The following is an 18,360-nucleotide window of genomic DNA, read 5'->3' as shown; positions in this document are numbered from 1 at the left end:
TCAGCTCGCCCGCCCGTGGCCCGCGACCTCCCGCTCGATCCACGCGAGGAAGCGCTTCACCCGCGGCAGTTCCGCGTTCTGCCGCGGGTAAACGAGATGATGCGCGCCGACTTCGACCGCATGGGTTGCGTCGAACACCGGCATCAGCAGCCCTTCGCGAATCTTCACCGACGCAAGCATCAGGCTTTCGAGCGCGATGCCGAGGCCCAGTGCCGCGGTTTCGAGCGACATGTACGAGCGGTCGAAGGAAAAATCGAAGGTCTTCTGAGCGGCAAGCGATACGCCGGCCCGGCCGAACCACTGCTTCCACTGCACCAGCGGCGTTTCGGAATAGATCAGCCGATGCGCGAGCAGGTCTTCCGGCGCCTTCACCGGATGCCGCTCGAGGTAGTGCGGCGACGCGAGCGGCGCAATGAACTCGCCGCGCACCGTCCGGACCTCGAGGTTGTCCCAGTTGCCGTAGCCGTGCCGGACGTCGATATCGTAAAAGCCGTTGGAGAACGATACGTTTTCGTAAGAGCACGCCAGATTCAGCTGGATATCGCCGTTCGCCTCCTGAAACGACGACAGCCGCGGCAGCAGCCACATCAACCCGAAGCTCGGGCTCGAATGCACGCGCAGAATGTCCACTTCCGTACGGCTCGACGCACGCTCGGTTGCGCGGCTCAAGTCGGCGAGCGACCCGGTGACGTCCGTCAGGTAGCGCTCGCCGGTCGGCGTGAGGACGAGGCCACGCCCGGAGCGCTGGAACAACGGCTGACCGATCTGCGATTCGAGGTTGCTGAGCTGGTGGCTCACGGCGGACGCGGTCAGGCCGAGCTCTTCCGCCGCGCGATTGACGCTTTTGGTCCGGGCGACACTTTCGAACGCGATGATGGCCTTGAGCGGCGGGATGCGCATGTTGGAATCCGTTGAAGAGAGCAGTTCGCCCGCCGAGCCGGTGTCGGCGTCGCGGCATCGGGCGGGTAAAGGCGATTCGGTCGTCCGCGCGTCAATTCTAGAACGCCGGTCGCGAAGTGGTCGTTCCTCGCGCGCTTCCCAGCCGGCAAAAAGTGCCGGCCACGGACGGGCGGCTTTCACGTGCGTTCGATCGCGGATACCCTTTCATCTTCGCATTCGCATCGCCGCTCATCCGGTAGAGGCTCCTCAATGAAACCCCGAATCAGCGTGCTGACCCTCGGCGTCGACAATCTCGACGCCGCCGTGACGTTCTATCGCGACGGGCTGGGTTTGCCGACGCAAGGCATCATCGGCACCGTGTCCAGAGCGAATGCTTCCCATCACAGCACCGGCAACACCGCCCGGATATGCTCCGCAAACGCGGCCGTCAGATGCGACGGCCGCTTCCGGTCGAAGCGCAGCGTAATTCCCACCGCCGGCAGCGGCGGCAGCCCGCGATCGCCGGCGAGGATCGCCAGATCGGCAGGCACCGCCGTCTGCGTCATCACCGCGAACGCCTGCCCCGAACGCACGAGCGCGATCAGCCCGGCAAGGCTGCTGCTCGCATACGCGACGCGATAGTCGCGGCCGGCGCGGTTCAGCGTGTCGCAGGCCGCGATGTGATCGAGCGTATCGGGATCGGAAAGCGCGAGCGGCAGCGGATCGAACTGCGCGGCATCGAGCCCCGGATAACCAATCCAGACCAGTTGCTCGCGACGGATGATGTCGTCCGTCGCGCCGTCGTCCCGCACGGAAATCATCGCCAGATCGACCGCGCGCTTCTCCAACTGCTCGACGAGCCGCGGTGTCGGCCCGCACACGACTTCGACGATCGCCTGCGGATGCTGGTTCGAGAACTGCCGCAGCAGCGACGGCAGCCACACTTGCGCGTAATCGTCCGGACAGCCGAACCGGATCGTCCCCGACAACCCCGTGCCGCACAGATCAGCCATCGCCTCGTCATGCTGCCGCAGGATGCGCTGCGCATGCACGAGCAGCCGCTCGCCGGGATGCGTGAGCACCACGCCGCGGCCGGTGCGCTGGAACAGCGGCTGGTCGACGCTTTCCTCCAGCCGGCGCATCTGCTGGCTGAGCGCGGACTGCGTGCGGCCGACCCGCGCCGCCGCGCGGCTGAGCGAGCGCACCTCGGCGATGACGACGAACGAGCGCAGCAGGTCGATTTCGAGCGAGCGTCCCAAGGTATTAGCTCCCTTTCTACCTTGCATAAGAACTATTCGTTTCCATAAAACCAGACCCACGCCTAGACTGCAAGCGATCCTTGGCCCTGTCCGGAGAAGCCCGATGTCCCTGAACGACGACGCAACCTTCTGGCGCAACGCCAGGCAGCACCTGATCCGCTACGGCGGCACGTTCGAGCCGATGATCATCGAGCGCGCGCAAGGCAGCTTCGTCTACGACGCCGACGGCCGCGCGATTCTCGATTTCACGTCGGGCCAGATGAGCGCGGTGCTCGGCCACAGCCATCCGGAGATCGTCTCCGTCATCAGCGAATACGCGGGCAAGCTGGATCACCTGTTCAGCGGGATGCTGTCGCGCCCGGTCGTCGATCTCGCGACGCGCCTCGCCGACATCACGCCGCCCGGGCTCGATCGCGCGCTGCTGCTGAGCACCGGCGCGGAATCGAACGAAGCGGCGATCCGGATGGCGAAGCTCGTCACCGGCAAGTACGAGATCGTCGGCTTCGCGCAGTCGTGGCACGGGATGACGGGCGCGGCGGCGTCCGCCACGTACAGCGCCGGCCGCAGGGGTGTCGGCCCGGCCGCCGTCGGCTCGTTCGCGATTCCGGCGCCGTTCACGTACCGGCCGCGCTTCGAGCGCGGCGGCACGTACGACCCGCTCGCCGAACTCGACTACGCGTTCGACCTGATCGATCGCCAGTCGAGCGGCAACCTTGCTGCATTCATCGCGGAGCCGATCCTCAGCTCCGGCGGCATCATCGAATTGCCGGAAGGCTACATGGCGGCGCTCAAGCGCAAGTGCGAGGCGCGCGGGATGCTGCTAATCCTCGACGAAGCGCAAACCGGCGTCGGACGCACGGGCACGATGTTCGCGTGCCAGCGCGACGGCGTGACGCCCGACATCCTCACGCTGTCGAAGACGCTCGGCGCGGGGCTGCCGCTCGCGGCCGTCGTCACGTCCGCACAGATCGAGGAGCGCGCGCACGAACTGGGCTACCTGTTCTATACGACGCACGTGTCGGATCCGCTGCCGGCCGCCGTCGGCCTGCGCGTGCTCGATGTGGTGCAGCGCGACGGCCTCGTGCAGCGGGCGAACGTGATGGGCGACCGGCTGCGGCGCGGGCTGCTCGACCTGATGGAGCGCTTCGACTGCATCGGCGACGTGCGCGGACGCGGGCTGCTGCTCGGCGTCGAGATCGTCCAGGATCGCCGGACGAAGGAGCCCGCGGACGGGCTCGGCGCGAAGATCACGCGCGAATGCATGAAGCTCGGGCTCAGCATGAACATCGTGCAGTTGCCCGGCATGGGCGGCGTGTTCCGGATCGCGCCGCCGCTGACCGTCAGCGACGAAGAGATCGATCTCGGCCTGTCGCTGCTGGAGCAGGCGATCGCACGCGTGCTGTAACGCCCCGCCCTACCTCGCACGCGCCGCCGCGCCGATTCGAACGGCCGGCGCGGCGGCTCGTGGTGTGCGGTCGATCAATGCGCTTCGGCCGCCCACGCTTCGGCATCGGCGCCGGCCGGGATGCGCATCGGGCACGACGGATCGGTCGCCGCCCGCCATACGGCTTCGGCGACGTCCCGCGCATGGGTAATCGGCGCGGATTCGTCGACCATGCGCTTGAAGGCCGCCGCGGCAAACTCCGCATAAGCCTCGTGCTCGAAGCCGTGCATGTGCGCGCGCGCGTTGTCGGCGAAACGCGTGTCCGGTGCACGGCCCGGCAGCACGAGACGCGCGTGCACGCCGAACGGTTCGAGTTCGAGCGCCATCGATTCGGTGTACGCATTGATCGCCGCCTTGCTGGCGCGATAGGCGGCGACCAGCGGCAGCACCTTCAGCGTGACGCTCGACGTGACGTTCACGACGACGCCGGCCCCGCGCCGGCGCAACTGCGGCAGCACGGCTTCCGTCACCGCGATCGTGCCGATCGTGTTGGTCTCGAACAGCGCGCGCACGGTGTCGAGCGGCATCAGCTCGGCCGGCGCGGCCGCGCCGAAACCCGCATTGTTGACGAGTACGTCGATCGGGCCGGCAGCGTCGATCGCTGCGCGGATGCTGTCGGGGTTCGTGACATCGAGCGCCAGCACGCGCAGGTGCTCCGAAGGCGGCAGGACGTCGTCGCGCGGCGTGCGCATCGTCGCGACGACCTGCCAGTCGCGGGCCAGGAAATGACGGGCGATCTCGAGGCCGAAGCCGGAGGAACAGCCGGTGATCAATACGGTCTTCATGCGAACTCACTCCTGTGACGTGTTGGGCATGTGTCCGTACGATAGATGGCGGCATCCGTATTCGCTACAATCGAAAATCCGATTTTCTTTTGCGAGAGTCCGGCGATGATCGATCCGCTAGCCGAGGTCGTGACGCTGCTGCAGCCGAGCACGCGGTATTCCAAACTCGTTCACGGCGCGAGCCCGTGGCGCATCAGCCGGACGGTCGCCGGCGAGCCGTTCTATTGCGTGGTCCTGGAGGGCGGATGCCGGGTCGCGATCGACGGGCATCCGCCGATCGAGTTGCTGCCCGGCGATTTCGTGCTGATTCCGGCGGCCTACGGCGTCGCGATATCCAGTCTCGAACTACCGCCGCCGGGCGTCGAAACGGCCGCGCCGGTCGTGCTCGACAACGGCGAATACCGGATCGGCGACGCGAGCCGCCCGGTCGACACGCGCCTGATGGCCGGCCACTGCAGCTTCAGTTCGCCCGATGCGGCACTGCTGGTGTCGCTGCTGCCGCAATACGTGCACGTGCGCGGCGAACCGCGCCTCACCACGCTCGTGCAACTGGTGCGCGACGAATCGCGTGCGCAGCGGCCGGCGCGCGAACTCGTGCTGTCGCGCCTCGTGGAAGTGCTGCTGATCGAGGCATTGCGGTTTTCGGCAGACACGGGCGCATCGCCCGGCCTCGTGCGCGGGCTCGCCGACAGCCGTCTCGCCGCCGCGATCCGCGCAATGCACGAACGCCCCGCGCACCCGTGGACGGTCGTCGAGCTCGCGAAGGAAGCGGCGCTGTCGCGTTCGACCTTCTTCGAACGCTTCAGCCGCGCGGTCGGCGTCGCGCCGATGGAATATCTGCTCACCTGGCGCATGGCGCTCGCGAAAAACCTGCTGCGCCGCGACGAGGGGCGCATCGCGGAGATCGCCGGGCGCGTCGGCTACAGTTCCGCGAGCACCTTCAGCGTCGCGTTCACGCGGCACGTGGGCCGGCCGCCCGCGCAATATGCGCGCGACGAACGCGCGGCGGCGAGCGACGCATGACCGGCACCCGCAACCGCCATCCCGCGACCTGCGTACACTACCGTTCATGCAACGACGACGCGCGAGGCAGGCGATGACGACAGCGGCAAACAATCCCGACACGCGCGACCACTGGCTCGTCGCGCGGCGCGATGCGGAAACCGGCATCGAAAGCCTGCACGCGCATTTCAACGGCCATGCATACGATGCGCACGATCACGACGACATGCTGGTCGGCTTCACCGAACAGGGCGTGCAGCGTTTCCAGTGCCACCGTTCGCTGCATACGAGCGTGCCGGGCCGCGCGATCCTGATCGAACCCGGCGCGATGCACGACGGCCATGCGCCCGAAGCGGGCGGCTTCACCTACGGGATGCTGTACCTGCCGCAAGCATGGGTCGAACGCGCGGCGCGCCGGCTGGACCTGCCGGGCCTCGGCAGCGTCGAAGCCGCATTCGGCCATACGCTCGTCGACGACCGCGGCCTCGTCGATGCGATCCGGCATGCATTTCTCGCGATCCATGGCAACGAAGGCCGGCTCGCGCGCGACCAGACGCTCGACCGTCTGCTGACGCGGCTCGGCGGCGAACTGCGGCGCGCCCCGCTCGCGCTGGAAAGCAGCGTCGTGCCGCCGGCGATCGCACGCGTGCGCGATCTGCTGCATGCGCACATGGATGGCAATCTCGGCCTCGACGAGCTGGCCGGCGCCGCCGGGATCGACCGGTTCCGCTTGACGCGGCTGTTCCAGCGCGCGTATGGCACCTCGCCGCACGCGTACCTGGTGCGCTTGCGGCTGCGCGCCGCGCGCCGGCTGCTGGCGGCCGGCCGCACGCCCGCCGAGGCGGCCGCGGACGTCGGCTTCGCCGACCAGAGCCACCTGGGCCGCTGGTTCCGCCGCGCGTACCGGATCACGCCGGCCGCGTACCGGCAACTGTGCACAAACGTTCCAGACTGAGCGCGCGCGACATCCGATCATGCGTGCTTCAACGAGGAGCAATCATGATCGATACCAAGGTGGCGCTGATCGTGCGCGACGATCTCGCGGCATGGCAGAAACTCAATGTCGTCGCGTTTCTCGCGACGGGCGTCGCGGCCGAAGCACCTGACGCGCTCGGCGAGCCTTACGAGGACGCGGCGGGCCGCCGCTACGGACGCATGCTGGGCCAGCCGATGCTGGTGTTCGCGTCCGACTTGAACGGGCTGCAGGCCGCCCACCGGCAGGCGCTGTCGCGCGAGCTGACGATCGTGCCGTACGTGCATGCGATGTTTTCGACCGGGCACGACGCGGCCAACCGCGAAGTGTTTCGCGCCGGGGATGCGGAGAATCTGGATCTGGTCGGGCTGGCGCTGCACGGACCGAAGAAGGCCGTGGACAAGGCCGTGAAGGGGCTGGCGTTGCATGCGTGACGCACCATCGTTTCGAGCCGGCGATTCCACACTGTAACGGCTACTGCGCGCCCACCAACTCCGGCTTGTTCCCGTCCAACCACGCCTTTACATCAATCAGGAGCGCTTGCGGCAGATGTAGCCTATTTGACTACGATCGGAGCTGATTTAACTACACATTAACTCCGATCGGCATGTGCCTCGTCGAGCGCGATCGCGTGTCCGGCAACCTGACGAGCCACGTCGCCGGGGTCGTGCTGCCCGATCTGCCGCCGCACCTGATCACCGTCCTGACGGACGACAGCAATCGCGCCGCGCTGCATCTGCGCGACGTACTGAAAAGCACGTTCAGGATCGGATAGGAAAGACAAGGCCGGGGACCGGCCTTGCATGCGAAAGCAATACGGCAGGCAACAACGCCGCCGGCCCGTTGCAGGCCGGCGGCGTTCCCCATCAACCGCCGAGATACGCCTGCTTGATCCGGTCGTTCGCGAGCAGGTTCGCGCCCGTGTCGGCCAGCACCACGCGCCCCGTTTCGAGCACGTAGCCGCGATCGGCCACACCGAGCGCCTTGTTCGCGTTCTGCTCGACCAGGAACACCGTGACGCCTTCGTCGCGGATCGTCCGGATGATGTCGAAGATCTGCGCGATCACGAGCGGCGCGAGGCCGAGCGTCGGCTCGTCGAGCAGCAGCAAGCGCGGCTTGCTCATCAGCGCGCGGCCGATCGCCAGCATCTGCTGCTCGCCGCCCGACATCGTGCCGGCCCGCTGCGTCGCGCGCTCCTTCAGGCGCGGAAACAGCTTGAACACGTGCTCGATGCCGTCGTCGATCTCGTGACGGCTCGCGAAGAAGCCGCCCATCTTCAGGTTCTCGAGCACCGTCAGGCTCGGGAACACGCGCCGCCCTTCCGGCGAGATCGCCATCCCCTGCCGCATGATCTGGTGCGTCGACATCGCGGTGATGTCGTTGCCCTCGAACAGTACGCGGCCCGACGATGCGCGCGGCGTGCCGCACACGGTCATCATCAGCGTCGTCTTGCCGGCGCCGTTGCTGCCGATCAGCGTGACGATCTCGCCCTTCTTCACCTCGATCGACACGCCCGCGAGCGCCTCGACCGCGCCGTAGTGCGTATGGACCTGTTCCAGCTTCAGCATCACTCTTCCCCCAGATACGCCTTGATCACGCGCGGGTCGTTGCGCACCGCTTCCGGCGTGCCGATCACGATCGGCCGGCCGTGCTCCATCACGAGGATGCGGTCCGACACGCCCATCACGAGGCTCATGTCGTGTTCGATCAGCAGCACCGACACGCCGAACTCATGGCGCAGCTTGTCGATCAGGTGCTGCAGCTCGATCTTTTCCTGCGGGTTGAGGCCAGCCGCCGGCTCGTCGAGCATCAGCAGACGCGGCTCGGTGATCATGCAGCGCGCGATCTCCAGACGCCGCTGGTGCCCGTACGACAGCGTGCCGGCCGCCCGGTTGGCGACCGACCTCAGCCCCATCCGGTCGAGCCACACGGCCGCGCGTTCGAGCGCTTCCTTCTCGGCGCGACGATACGCGGGCGTCGAGAACAGGCCCGGCAGCAGCCCGGCCTTCACCTTGCGATGCTGCGCGACGAGCAGGTTCTCGACGACCGTCAGCGACTTGAACAGGCGGATGTTCTGGAACGTGCGCACCAGGCCCTTCAACGCGATCTTGTGGCTCGGCAGCCCGCCGATCGCGTGACCGTCGAGCACGACGTCGCCGCCGGTCGGCTTGTAGAAGCCGCCGACGCAGTTGAACACGGTGGTCTTGCCCGCACCGTTCGGCCCGATGATCGCGAACACCTCATTGCGGCGCACGTCGAAATCGATGCCGTCCACCGCGAGCAACCCGCCGAAGCGCATCTGCAGCCCGGCGACCTTCAACAGTTCTGCATTCGCGCTCATTGCGGCAGCTCCACGTGGGGACGGCTCGCGGGCAGCAGGCCCTGCGGACGCCACATCATCATCAACACCATCACCAGACCGAAGATCAGCATCCGGTACTCGGCGAACCCGCGCGCGACTTCCGGCAGCACGGTCAGCAGGATTGCCGCGAGAATCACGCCGAGCTGCGAGCCCATCCCGCCGAGCACGACGATCGCGAGGATCAGCGCCGATTCGATGAAGGTGAACGACTCAGGATTCACGAGGCCCTGACGCGCCGCGAAGAACGCGCCGCCGATGCCCGCGAACGCCGCGCCGAGCGTGAACGCCGACAACTTGATGCGCGTCGGGTTCAGGCCCAGCGAACGGCACGCGATCTCGTCGTCGCGCAGCGCTTCCCACGCGCGGCCCATCGGCATGCGGATCAGGCGGCTCGTCACGAACAGCGTGAAGCCGACCAGCACCAGCGCGATCAGGTACAGGAAGATCACCATGTGCTCGCCGCTGTATTCCAGCCCGATCAGCTCATGGAAGGTCTTCGCGCCTTCGACGCTCGCCGAGCGCGCCATCTCGAAGCCGAACACCGTCGGCTTCGGAATGCTCGAGATACCGTCCGGGCCGCCCGTGAGGCTCGTCAGGTTGTTCGCGAGCAGGCGGATGATTTCGCCGAAGCCGAGCGTGACGATCGCGAGATAGTCGCCGCGCAGCCGCAGCACCGGGAAGCCGAGCAGGAAGCCGAACGTCGCCGCGGCGACTGCCGCGATCGGCAGGCACTCCCAGAACGACAGCCCGAAATACTGGTTCAGCATCGCATACGTATAGCCGCCGACCGCGTAGAACCCGACATAGCCGAGGTCCAGCAGGCCCGCGAAACCGACCACGATGTTCAGCCCGAGGCCGAGGATCACGTAGATCAGCGCGAGCGTCGCGACGTCCACCGCGCCGCGCGAGCCGAAGAACGGCCACACGAGCCCGACCGCGAGCAGCACCCAGATGACCACGCGCTGCTGCTGCGCGCCCATCGCGGGCAGCGCCGGCAGCTTCACCGCCGATTTCGCGCGCACGAGCCACGGCTTGAACAGCTGGAACAGGAACACGGCCGCGACCGCGATCCACACCGGGCGCCAGTGCGGAGTCAGCACCACCTGATAGCCGTCGAGCTTCAACTGCAGCCCGAGCACCGGAATCGTGAGGATCGCCGTCAGGAACGCGGCGGCCACGGCATTTTTCAGCGCCTGGCTGACCGAAGCGTCGGCGGCCGGACGGCGAACGGAAATGACTTGACTCATCTGCGTCTCCCTTAGACCTTTTCGATGTCCGACTTGCCGAGCAGGCCGGTCGGGCGGAAGAGCAGGATCAGCACGAGCAGGCCGAACGCCACCACGTCCTTGTACTCGGCCGGCATGTAGCCTGCTGCGAAGGTTTCAGCGAGGCCCAGCAGCACGCCGCCGAGCATCGCGCCCGGGATGCTGCCGATCCCGCCGAGCACCGCGGCGGTGAACGCCTTGATGCCCGCGACGAAGCCGATGTACGGATTCAGCTTGCCGATCGTCAGCCCGATCAGCACGCCGCCGACGGCCGCCAGCATCGCGCCGAGCACGAACGTGAACGAGATCACGCGGTTCGTGTCGATGCCGAGCAGGTTCGCCATCTTCATGTCCTCGGCGCACGCGCGACACGCACGGCCCATCCGCGAATGCGAGATGAACAGCGTGAGCGCGATCATCAGCACGAGCGTCACGCAGACGATCAACAGACGCGCATACGGAATCGTCACGTCGAAGTCGCCGCCGAGATGGATGTCGAATGCGCCGGAGATCAGCACCGGCACGGACACGTCACGCGCGCCCTGACCGATCTGCACGTAGTTCTGCAGGAAGATCGACATGCCGATCGCCGAGATCAGCGGCACGAGGCGCGGGCCGCCGCGCAGCGGGCGATACGCGACGCGCTCGACCGCGAAGCCGTACAGACCCGTGACGATCACCGACACGATCAGTGCGGCGCCGAGCACGAGCGGCAACGGATAGCCGGCGGAGATGCCGATCGCGGTAAGGGTCACGAGGCCCACGTACGCGCCGATCATGTAGATCTCGCCGTGGGCGAAGTTGATCATGCCGATGATGCCGTAGACCATCGAATAGCCGATGGCGATCAGCGCATAGATCGCACCCAGCGTCAGGCCGTTGACCAGTTGCTGGGCGAATTGAGGAAAGAAGTCAGTCATGTGCGGGAAGCTCCCGTTGGCGCTGCGTCGCATGCCGTCGCCGGATCACGGCGTTCGGCCGCGCGCAACGCACGGTGTCGTCTCGGGCCGCCCCTTGGCCGCGCAACGGCCAAATGCGCACCGCCCTGCCCGGGTGACGGGCAGAGCGGTGCGCGGGGCGGGTACTCCGTATTACCGGGCGGCGGTCTTCGTCGCGTCCTTGTGCCACGTGTAGACGACGAACTTGAACGACTTCAGGTCGCCCTGTGCGTCATACGCGACCTTGCCGATCGGCGTGTCGAACGTCGTCTTGTGCATGTACGCGGCGACCTTCGTCGGGTCCGTCGTCTTCGCTCCCGCGATCGAGTCGGCGATGATCTTCACCGCTGCGTACGACGGCATCTGGAACGGGCCGTTCGCGTCGCGCTTCTTGTCCGCGAACGCCTTCACGAGGCCTGCGTTGGCCGGGTCGGCCGAGAAGTCGGCCGGCAGCGTGACCAGCATGCCTTCCGACGCCGGGCCGGCGATCGCCGTCACGTCCTTGTTGCCCACGCCTTCAGGCCCCATGAACGTTGCCTTCACGCCCTGCTCGCGCGCCTGGCGCATCAGCAGGCCCATTTCCGGGTGATAGCCGCCGAAGTAGACGAAGTCGACGCCTTGCGACTTCAGCTTCGTGATGATCGCCGAGTAGTCCGAATCGCCGGCGTTGACGCCTTCGAACAGGACCACCGGAATCTTCGCGCCTTCGAGGTCCTTCTTCACCGACGACGCGATGCCCTGGCCGTACGACTGCTTGTCGTGCAGGATCGCGACCTTCTTCGGTTTCACGTTGTTGATGATGTAGTGCGCGGCGGCCGGGCCTTGCTGGTCGTCACGGCCGATCGTGCGGAAGATGAAGTGGCGCTTCTTGCCTTCCGTCAGCTGCGGCGCGGTGGCCGACGGCGTGACCATCACGATGCCTTCGTTTTCGTAGATGTCGGATGCGGGGATCGTCGAACCCGAGCACACGTGGCCGATCACGTACTTGATCTTCTGGCTGACGATCTTGTTGGCGACGGCGACGGCCTGCTTCGGTTCGCAGGCGTCGTCCATCATCACCACTTCAAACTTGTTGCCGCCCGCACCGCCTGCCGCGTTGATCTGTTCGATCGCGGTCAGCGCGCCGGCCTTCACCATGTCGCCGTATTGGGCGACCGAACCGCTCATCGGACCAGCGATGGCGATCTTCACGGTTTCCGCTTGCGCGGCGGCGGCGCCGGCGGCGAACAGCACGGCGGCGGCGGAAATGGACGTAAGACGGGACAGCGTCATCAGGAGCTCCTCGATGTTGTTAGTCATACGGGCAAAGGCGGCATGACTTGCGCAATCGAACAGCACCCGGGGCGAGGACATGGGATACGCCCGAGACACATGAAGACGGACCTGCGGATGGATGATGCGTAGCGGGGCCCGGCTCTTGCAGTCCCCGAAGGGGACGTCTGGTTCGGAAAGACATCGTGATGCGTCTTGCATTGCGCAAGCGTTTCGCCTGCCCCGCTTGCCAAAGTGCTCGTTCGGAGGGATGGTCCGACAGCCATTGGCAAGGCAGCCGAAATTATATGGGCGTTTTTAAATCGTCTGTCAAAAATGCCGGTGTTATGAGGGAAAACACGGAGAAACTTGCCGGGCGGTGGGTGGCGATGGGGGCGCAACTTGGTGGGAGCGGTAACGTTTGCGGTGGGTGCAATTGGGTTGCGATTTTGGATGGGGAGGTGGGGTGGAGGCTTGCTGGGTGGGGTTCATGGTGAGTTTCGGGTGCGCCGCGTACGATCTTTGGCTTTATAGGGTCTGATTTGTCGGAATCAATCGACTGATGATTTGGTTGGCGTGCACCGATGCGGGGCGTTGGGGCGGGGCGACTAATCTTTCTGTTTGCCGACGAATCCGGATCATGCGAAAGATGATTGTTATTTTTATGAAATAATGCGGACTCGCCTCTGCAATCCAGCCAGCCGTCCTGCGTGTCGCGTCCACCGCGCCTCGTAGTCGCTTCAGGGCCGCTTCGACGGCCTTCCGTTGCCCAGCCGCCAGCCAGTGATCTGCTGTTTCTTCTCATCGCAAATCACCTGGTTCGGATCGCCAATGAATCATCCTCTCCGTTTTTCTTCCGCTGCCGCGCTTGCTTGTGCGCTTTCCGTTTCTACTGTTGATGCTTCCGGCCGCGATTCGCTGGTCGATCGGGCCGGCGGCGCCAATGTGTTCCGTTCGGAACGTCGGGTTCTGGCTCGGGATGACGCGCGCGCGGCGCGGACGACGCAGCGCGTGAAGTACGCTGCGCCAGTCGAACGTGGTCCGTTCGATACGCCTGATACGCGGCCGTTGCGGGTTTCGGGCGATACGCTTGCGCCGCAGTCTCCGGATGAACACGGATCCGGCGATTCGGTGTGGCCTTCGAATCGCGTCGCGCTCGGTTCGGGTGGGAGCGACAGCTTCGGGCGCGCGTTGCCCAGGCACGAACAGCGTGAACTGAACTGGAATGAATATCTGCGGGCCAGTGGGTCACACGCTCCGGGCGGTGGCAAACCGTATGCGCCGGCGCGACCTTTCGATGCCGCTCGTGGGCCACGCGGTGCGCCGAATCCGTACGATCCGTCAGTGCCGCAACCGGAGACGCGAACGTTCTATGACAACGGCGCGGGTTCGCATTGCACAGCTACGGGTGGTGCTGGGACGGCGCGGTCTTCTTGCAATATCGCTTGGTGATGTTTGATGGTGGTGGCTGCCCTGCTCCCCTCGCAGTGCGGGTTTGCGCGGCACAGTCACACGCTGCGCCGGGATTCGCATTTGCGCGAATTGAAATTCGACTAGGCCGCGCTGTGCTGTCTGCGCGCCTTTTCTATCGCCGGTTCAGCAGCGATCACGGTCCGGAAGCAGTTGTTCGCGCCACACTAGCCGATGGGCCGACTTGCCTCCAGATGAATCATCGCGGCGATATGCGGCGCGCGGCTGCCGGCTCGACCGCTATCCGTACCTTTTTGCCTGGCTCAAAACCCACGTCATTGATGGGTCACATTCCACCGATCTTCATGTACGGATAGAACGTCTTGGGCCTGACGCTGTTGTTTCGGGAAACCCAGATTTCCCGCACCAATGACAGCAATCGCCTGCGGATTCAACCCATCGATGCAACACACTTGAGGCAGCATCCAACGATGCTCATCGGATCGACTATAAACCTCGTCGATGAATGCGATGTCAGTCCCCTCTGGAAATATCAAGTCAAACTCATCGTCCGTCGCTGCGAAAAATGTCATAAACACAATTTTCTGCGTCGTCAATGATCTGAATATTTTTCATTTCTTAATCCGACCTCCAAGCACATCTGACCCGCCAGATACAACACCATTATGCGCGGCCGCGCCAAAGCATGGACTTGAACGACCGCTTTTGGCCGGTTGCCGACGTATCTCCTTGATAGATGCCGACATTCCCCGCTGTTACCGCTCCAAGAGTGGGCCCGGCGCCAGCTCTCAGTGTGCACCAGCCATTCAGCGCCTCGGGCCGCGGACTCTCTTATCGGGCTAACCCCTAGCCATTAACCTGTAGAATCGCTGCTGAGAGAGCCTGCGCCATCTCGGCAACAGGCACACAAAAAGTAATAAAAAGGGATCAGGATGAGTGTGCAAGATATCGTGACGGCGATTCAAGGCGGGCTGATCCAGCAGGGCCGCCTACTGAAACTCGACACCCCGCTCGGCGACAACGAATTGCTGCCGCAGCGCGCCGTGGGCCATTCCAGGATTGGTCGGCATTTCGATTTCACGCTTGATGTCGTGTCGACACGCAGCGACCTCAAGCTGAAAGAGCTGATCGGCAAGCCCGTGACCCTCTGGATCCAACAAATCCAACACTCCTACGTTCCCCGGCACGGCTACGTCTACGCAGTGCGACGACTGGGATCGGAAGGCGGCCTGACCAGCTATCAGATCAGCTTCGCCTCATGGATGCATTTCCTGAAATTTCGCCGCGATCAGCGTATCTGGCAAGACAAACCTGTCGATGAAATTCTCCGGGATGTATTCAACGCATATTCGCAAGCCAGAGGCCGGTTCGACTTTGCGCTATCGAAGCCGCTGCCGCCTCGGTCGTATTGCACTCAGTACGAAAACGACTGGAACTTCGCCCATCGCTTGATGGAGGAGGAAGGCCTGTTCACGATCTGGAAGCAGGCCGAGGACGGGAAATCCCATACCCTGACTATTACTGACCGGCTCGATACGTGCGAGCCGCTCACAGCACAATCGGTGCAATTTTCCCGCGACGGAACGAACAGCGAGGTCGACGCGCTGATTCACTGGTCCGCCGAGCGAACCCTCCATAGTGCCGCGCTGGCCACGCGCACCTACGACTACAAGAATCCATCGCCGCTTGCCAATCCGAAAGGCACTCACATCCCGACGGTATCGCACGAATTGCCGGCACAGCTTGAGATGTATGAATACACCGGCTCGTACACGTATCTGGAGCAGGAGCGCGGCGATCACCTGTCCAAAATCCACATGGAAGAGTGGGAGTCCCGCGCCAAGCGATTCTATGGCACAGGCGGTCTCCGCGAAGCCGATGCAGGACGGTCGTTTTCGCTCGTCGGTCATCCGGAGCACGATCGCGACGCCGCCGACCGCAACGTGTTCGCCATTGTCGAAGTGGTTTGGCTGATCGAGAACAATTTCCCGGCGTCAGACCATCACGCAAACCTTCCGGGAAGTTTGCAAAGCCAGCTGGCCGAAGCGTCTGCAAATCAGGACGGAGGACGCCCATCGCGCGTGGCGCATCACGATGGCTCCGAAGGCTTCTTTTTGATTGAGCTAGAGGCGCAACGCAAATCCGTCCCCTATCGTAGTCCCTTCGAGCATCACAAGCCGGTCATGCAAATGCAAACCGCCACGGTGGTCGGCCCGAAAGAGCAAAGCATTTATACCGACGAGTTGGGCCGGATCAAAATTCAATTCCACTGGGATCGCATCGGGCAACGCGACACGCGTAGCTCGTGCTGGGTACGTGTGAGCCAGCCGTGGGCGAGTCAGGGGTTCGGCATGATTCACCTCCCGCGAATTGGTGACGAAGTAGTTGTGTCGTTTCTGGACGGATGTCCGGATCGCCCTCTCGTCACTGGCCGTGTACCGAACGGCGTCAACTTTGTGCAGTGGAAACTGCCGGATAACCATGCTCTTTCGGGGCTGCGTTCACGCGATCTGGCCAGCACGATGGCAAACCAGATCGTGGCCGACGACACGCCGGGTAAGCTTCAGGTACAGATCGCAAGCGACCATCAACAATCCCGGCTTGTCGTCGGCTACAACACTCGAATTGATGGCCATGCAGGACGTGCGGAAGCGCGCGGAATCGGCTGGGAGCTCGCAACCGATTCGTGGGGCGTGCTGCGGGCGAACCAAGGGATGTTGGTCACGACCGAGACACGCTCGGGCGCGACGGCGACAGTCAAAGACATGGGCGAAACCGTGCAGCGCTTGGTGCAGGCACGGGATCTACATGACACACTTGCCAACGCTGCGATTCAGGCACAGGCACAAGACGGCCAGGACCAGCCCGAAGTCGTCAAGGCGCTTCAGAAGCAGAGTGCTGAAATCAGGGGTTCAGGCGGGACACAAGGAGCAGAGCCGTTTCCCGAACTGGCGAAACCCCATCTGGTTTTCGCCTCTCCGGTCGGGATCGAAGCGACGACGGCAGGCACTACCCATCTCGCGAGCGGAGAACATACGGCGCTCACGAGTGGCGCACATCTCAGCATGAGTAGTGGCAGCAGCCTGTTGGCTACTGCACGAAACGCAATCCGTCTGTTTGCATACAAGCTCGGCATCCGGATGGTGTCCTACGCGGGAGACATTGACATCAAGGCTCTTCAGAAAAACCTCAACCTGCTTGCCAAACTCGAGATCACCCAGACGGCAAACCGCATTACGATCAAGGCAACCGAAGAAGTGATGCTGCACGGCGGAGACAGTTATATCAGCCTGAAGACTGGAAAAATCACGGTGGGCGGCAGTATGTATGAGGTCAACGCGCAGGTAAGCAACATGCCACCCAAGCCGATGGGTGTGGCGCCGAACGGTACGCCTGCCGTCGAGGCAAACGATCAGACGTTCAGGATGCTGACGCCGTCAGGGAGATCGCTGCCAGGAGTCGCCTACCGAATGACGACCGACTCTGGAGAGCATGTGTTCCAGACCAACTATCTGGGCCGTTCAGCGACCCTGAATACCAAACAGGAAGAGAACGTAAAGTTTGGCATTCACTGGGACGAACTCTTCACGGACGCAGAAAAATAAGGGCTCGGCAATGGCTAATCTTGCAGAAAGCACTACCAACCCGCAAAGCAACACGTGTATCGATGCGAATTGCGATTGCAAAATTATCTGGTCGCTCGCCCATCAATATGCGATGGCGCAGTTGGACACCCGTACGCCTATCCTGAAAGACGGAACGCCCGACTATCGATTCAGCTCGCACAGTATTTCCGAAACCAAGATCGAGCCCGGCGATGCGTCGTTTGTCGGGAAGAATTATGGAGCGCGAGCCCGCCGAGTAGCCTCGAGCTACGCGCGTATGTTCCTCGAAGATTTTCACCTGGGGGAAAAGGACAAGGTTGGCCGGTTCTATTGGACCGGGCTGGGGGCGTTCGCCGCCAAGCAGGTTTCGGCTAACCTGGAAAGCTGGCAGGTGGACAAGGTGCCCGGCATGGGTATCGTCCACGAGGGACTCGGCAAAGGCAATCTGTGGATTTACAACGACCTACTGACCTGGTGCTACGGATATGCGGCGGATCCGGCTGCGTTCCAGGCGTGTGCCAAGCAGCGTGATAGCCGGCAGTACCATCCCACGGTGCAGAAGAACTTGATGCGCCAGCAGTGGGCAAGCGACGTCGTTCCCAAGTGCCCGGTGATCAATGAAGCCAGCGCATCAATGGATGACGCAGGATCCGGAAAATTCCTTGGTCCCGACGCCGAGAATCCGGGCTACTTCAAATGGACTCCGCGCGTGTCCATGGGGTTCGATCTTGTCAAGCAATGGGAAGAGACCGCAAACGAAAAGAAGAAAGCTGCCTTTGCGTTCAACCATCTGTGGGTCATGGCACAGCATGAACAGGGCGAAGTGTTGCAAGGGTTGATCTATAACGACAAGGCCTTTATCAGCAAGCTCAAATTCCAAAGAACCATGGACGACGCAACCAGTTCGGATAAGTGGTGGGCCGCGCCAGCACGTGCATTTCACGCTCTGATTCCACCTCTGCAGCTAAGCTTCACGGCGCAGGATGAAACGTCCGACATGCAATATCGTTCGAACGCGCCGAAGGAGCTGATTCTCGAGGATTATGCTCAACGAATGGCATGGATCAAAGACACCGGAAAATTATTCCACTTTCTAATGCAGAAGCAGCGTGCCTACATGCAGAGTGAACTGAAGGCCATTGCCGCCATGGGCGGTCTGACATGAT

The 18,360-nt window shown here is 63.7% G+C and carries 16 protein-coding genes and 2 pseudogenes; 10 read left to right on the top strand and 8 right to left on the bottom strand.

The genetic code is table 11. The annotated features are described in order from the left end of the window. On the bottom strand, positions 1 to 900 hold the full coding sequence (locus tag FFI87_RS19880; protein ID WP_138850222.1) for a LysR substrate-binding domain-containing protein: 900 nt from the start codon (positions 898 to 900) through the stop codon (positions 1 to 3). A gap of 249 nt (positions 901 to 1,149) precedes the next feature. Here FFI87_RS19880 and FFI87_RS34890 point away from each other — a divergent pair. Next, a pseudogene (locus tag FFI87_RS34890) lies at positions 1,150 to 1,254 on the top strand (VOC family protein); the annotation flags it as partial. Positions 1,255 to 1,280: 26 nt separating this feature from the next. On the opposite strand, the gene FFI87_RS19870 reads toward FFI87_RS34890, so the two are convergent. Continuing rightward, a complete protein-coding gene (locus FFI87_RS19870; RefSeq protein ID WP_186381749.1) occupies positions 1,281 to 2,165 on the bottom strand; it encodes a LysR family transcriptional regulator in 885 nt (294 codons plus the stop codon). A 76-nt stretch (positions 2,166 to 2,241) separates the two neighbouring features. Here FFI87_RS19870 and FFI87_RS19865 point away from each other — a divergent pair, with 76 nt between their 5' ends. Beyond that, positions 2,242 to 3,543: an aspartate aminotransferase family protein gene (locus tag FFI87_RS19865; RefSeq protein WP_138849405.1), complete on the top strand. Its 1,302-nt coding sequence runs from the start codon at positions 2,242 to 2,244 to the stop codon at positions 3,541 to 3,543. A gap of 74 nt (positions 3,544 to 3,617) precedes the next feature. Here FFI87_RS19865 and FFI87_RS19860 read toward each other — a convergent pair whose 3' ends face one another. Then, positions 3,618 to 4,367: an SDR family oxidoreductase gene (locus FFI87_RS19860; protein WP_012366662.1), complete on the bottom strand. Its 750-nt coding sequence runs from the start codon at positions 4,365 to 4,367 to the stop codon at positions 3,618 to 3,620. 45 nt (positions 4,368 to 4,412) lie between these two features. Here FFI87_RS19860 and FFI87_RS19855 point away from each other — a divergent pair, with 45 nt between their 5' ends. The 4 genes and pseudogenes from FFI87_RS19855 to FFI87_RS19835 all read left to right on the top strand — a co-directional run. Further along, on the top strand, positions 4,413 to 5,390 hold the full coding sequence (locus FFI87_RS19855; protein ID WP_138849406.1) for an AraC family transcriptional regulator: 978 nt from the start codon (positions 4,413 to 4,415) through the stop codon (positions 5,388 to 5,390). A 73-nt stretch (positions 5,391 to 5,463) separates the two neighbouring features. Continuing rightward, positions 5,464 to 6,324, top strand: coding sequence for an AraC family transcriptional regulator (locus FFI87_RS19850; RefSeq protein WP_138849407.1), 861 nt, complete (start codon positions 5,464 to 5,466; stop codon positions 6,322 to 6,324). Between the two features lie 44 nt (positions 6,325 to 6,368). Continuing rightward, positions 6,369 to 6,776, top strand: coding sequence for a DUF2000 domain-containing protein (locus FFI87_RS19845; RefSeq protein WP_138849408.1), 408 nt, complete (start codon positions 6,369 to 6,371; stop codon positions 6,774 to 6,776). Between the two features lie 179 nt (positions 6,777 to 6,955). Then, positions 6,956 to 7,117: pseudogene (locus FFI87_RS19835) on the top strand (LysR family transcriptional regulator); the annotation flags it as partial. Between the two features lie 91 nt (positions 7,118 to 7,208). On the opposite strand, the gene FFI87_RS19830 reads toward FFI87_RS19835, so the two are convergent. The 5 genes from FFI87_RS19830 to FFI87_RS19810 form a co-directional block, all read right to left on the bottom strand. Then, complete coding sequence (locus FFI87_RS19830; protein WP_011659407.1) at positions 7,209 to 7,910, bottom strand: ABC transporter ATP-binding protein; 702 nt, start codon at positions 7,908 to 7,910, stop codon at positions 7,209 to 7,211. Then, entirely contained in the window at positions 7,910 to 8,683 is a 774-nt protein-coding gene (gene livG, locus FFI87_RS19825; RefSeq protein WP_006749486.1) for a high-affinity branched-chain amino acid ABC transporter ATP-binding protein LivG, read from the bottom strand. Before livG ends, FFI87_RS19830 begins: the two co-directional genes overlap by 1 nt. Next, positions 8,680 to 9,951: a high-affinity branched-chain amino acid ABC transporter permease LivM gene (locus FFI87_RS19820; RefSeq protein WP_011659409.1), complete on the bottom strand. Its 1,272-nt coding sequence runs from the start codon at positions 9,949 to 9,951 to the stop codon at positions 8,680 to 8,682. Before FFI87_RS19820 ends, livG begins: the two co-directional genes overlap by 4 nt. 11 nt (positions 9,952 to 9,962) lie before the next feature. Then, positions 9,963 to 10,889 carry a high-affinity branched-chain amino acid ABC transporter permease LivH gene (gene livH / locus FFI87_RS19815; protein ID WP_012366668.1) on the bottom strand — a complete coding sequence of 309 codons (927 nt, stop codon included), beginning with the start codon at positions 10,887 to 10,889 and terminating at the stop codon, positions 9,963 to 9,965. A 171-nt stretch (positions 10,890 to 11,060) separates the two neighbouring features. Then, positions 11,061 to 12,179, bottom strand: a complete 1,119-nt coding sequence (locus tag FFI87_RS19810; protein ID WP_006760974.1) for a branched-chain amino acid ABC transporter substrate-binding protein — start codon at positions 12,177 to 12,179, stop codon at positions 11,061 to 11,063. An 810-nt stretch (positions 12,180 to 12,989) separates the two neighbouring features. Here FFI87_RS19810 and FFI87_RS19805 point away from each other — a divergent pair. The 4 genes from FFI87_RS19805 to FFI87_RS19795 all read left to right on the top strand — a co-directional run bounded on the left by FFI87_RS19805 (position 12,990) and on the right by FFI87_RS19795 (position 18,359). After that, on the top strand, positions 12,990 to 13,610 hold the full coding sequence (locus tag FFI87_RS19805) for a hypothetical protein (RefSeq protein ID WP_138849409.1): 621 nt from the start codon (positions 12,990 to 12,992) through the stop codon (positions 13,608 to 13,610). A gap of 341 nt (positions 13,611 to 13,951) precedes the next feature. Continuing rightward, complete coding sequence (locus tag FFI87_RS34530; RefSeq protein WP_186381748.1) at positions 13,952 to 14,188, top strand: hypothetical protein; 237 nt, start codon at positions 13,952 to 13,954, stop codon at positions 14,186 to 14,188. A gap of 333 nt (positions 14,189 to 14,521) precedes the next feature. Then, entirely contained in the window at positions 14,522 to 17,194 is a 2,673-nt protein-coding gene (locus FFI87_RS19800) for a type VI secretion system Vgr family protein (protein ID WP_138849410.1), read from the top strand. Positions 17,195 to 17,204: 10 nt separating this feature from the next. Continuing rightward, complete coding sequence (locus tag FFI87_RS19795) at positions 17,205 to 18,359, top strand: DUF2515 family protein (RefSeq protein ID WP_138849411.1); 1,155 nt, start codon at positions 17,205 to 17,207, stop codon at positions 18,357 to 18,359. Position 18,360 lies beyond the last annotated feature (1 nt).

Source organism: Burkholderia sp. KBS0801 (assembly GCF_005937855.2).
Taxonomy (GTDB): domain Bacteria; phylum Pseudomonadota; class Gammaproteobacteria; order Burkholderiales; family Burkholderiaceae; genus Burkholderia; species Burkholderia ambifaria.
The sequence above is the reverse complement of the archived record's forward strand: the minus strand, read 5'-3'. Positions and strand labels throughout refer to the sequence as shown.

Excerpts from the sequence above, each read along its gene's own strand:
- FFI87_RS19880 (WP_138850222.1), bottom strand. The coding sequence starts at position 900 with ATGCGCATCCCGCCGCTCAAGGCCATCATCGCGTTCGAAAGTGTCGCC.
- FFI87_RS19830 (WP_011659407.1), bottom strand. The coding sequence starts at position 7,910 with ATGCTGAAGCTGGAACAGGTCCATACGCACTACGGCGCGGTCGAGGCG.
- FFI87_RS19865 (WP_138849405.1), top strand. The coding sequence starts at position 2,242 with ATGTCCCTGAACGACGACGCAACCTTCTGGCGCAACGCCAGGCAGCAC.
- FFI87_RS19800 (WP_138849410.1), top strand. The coding sequence starts at position 14,522 with ATGAGTGTGCAAGATATCGTGACGGCGATTCAAGGCGGGCTGATCCAG.
- FFI87_RS19870 (WP_186381749.1), bottom strand. The coding sequence starts at position 2,165 with ATGCAAGGTAGAAAGGGAGCTAATACCTTGGGACGCTCGCTCGAAATC.
- FFI87_RS19795 (WP_138849411.1), top strand. The coding sequence starts at position 17,205 with ATGGCTAATCTTGCAGAAAGCACTACCAACCCGCAAAGCAACACGTGT.
- FFI87_RS19820 (WP_011659409.1), bottom strand. The coding sequence starts at position 9,951 with ATGAGTCAAGTCATTTCCGTTCGCCGTCCGGCCGCCGACGCTTCGGTC.
- FFI87_RS19855 (WP_138849406.1), top strand. The coding sequence starts at position 4,413 with ATGGCGGCATCCGTATTCGCTACAATCGAAAATCCGATTTTCTTTTGC.
- livH (WP_012366668.1), bottom strand. The coding sequence starts at position 10,889 with ATGACTGACTTCTTTCCTCAATTCGCCCAGCAACTGGTCAACGGCCTG.
- FFI87_RS19805 (WP_138849409.1), top strand. The coding sequence starts at position 12,990 with ATGAATCATCCTCTCCGTTTTTCTTCCGCTGCCGCGCTTGCTTGTGCG.
- FFI87_RS19810 (WP_006760974.1), bottom strand. The coding sequence starts at position 12,179 with ATGACGCTGTCCCGTCTTACGTCCATTTCCGCCGCCGCCGTGCTGTTC.
- FFI87_RS19860 (WP_012366662.1), bottom strand. The coding sequence starts at position 4,367 with ATGAAGACCGTATTGATCACCGGCTGTTCCTCCGGCTTCGGCCTCGAG.
- livG (WP_006749486.1), bottom strand. The coding sequence starts at position 8,683 with ATGAGCGCGAATGCAGAACTGTTGAAGGTCGCCGGGCTGCAGATGCGC.
- FFI87_RS19850 (WP_138849407.1), top strand. The coding sequence starts at position 5,464 with ATGACGACAGCGGCAAACAATCCCGACACGCGCGACCACTGGCTCGTC.
- FFI87_RS19845 (WP_138849408.1), top strand. The coding sequence starts at position 6,369 with ATGATCGATACCAAGGTGGCGCTGATCGTGCGCGACGATCTCGCGGCA.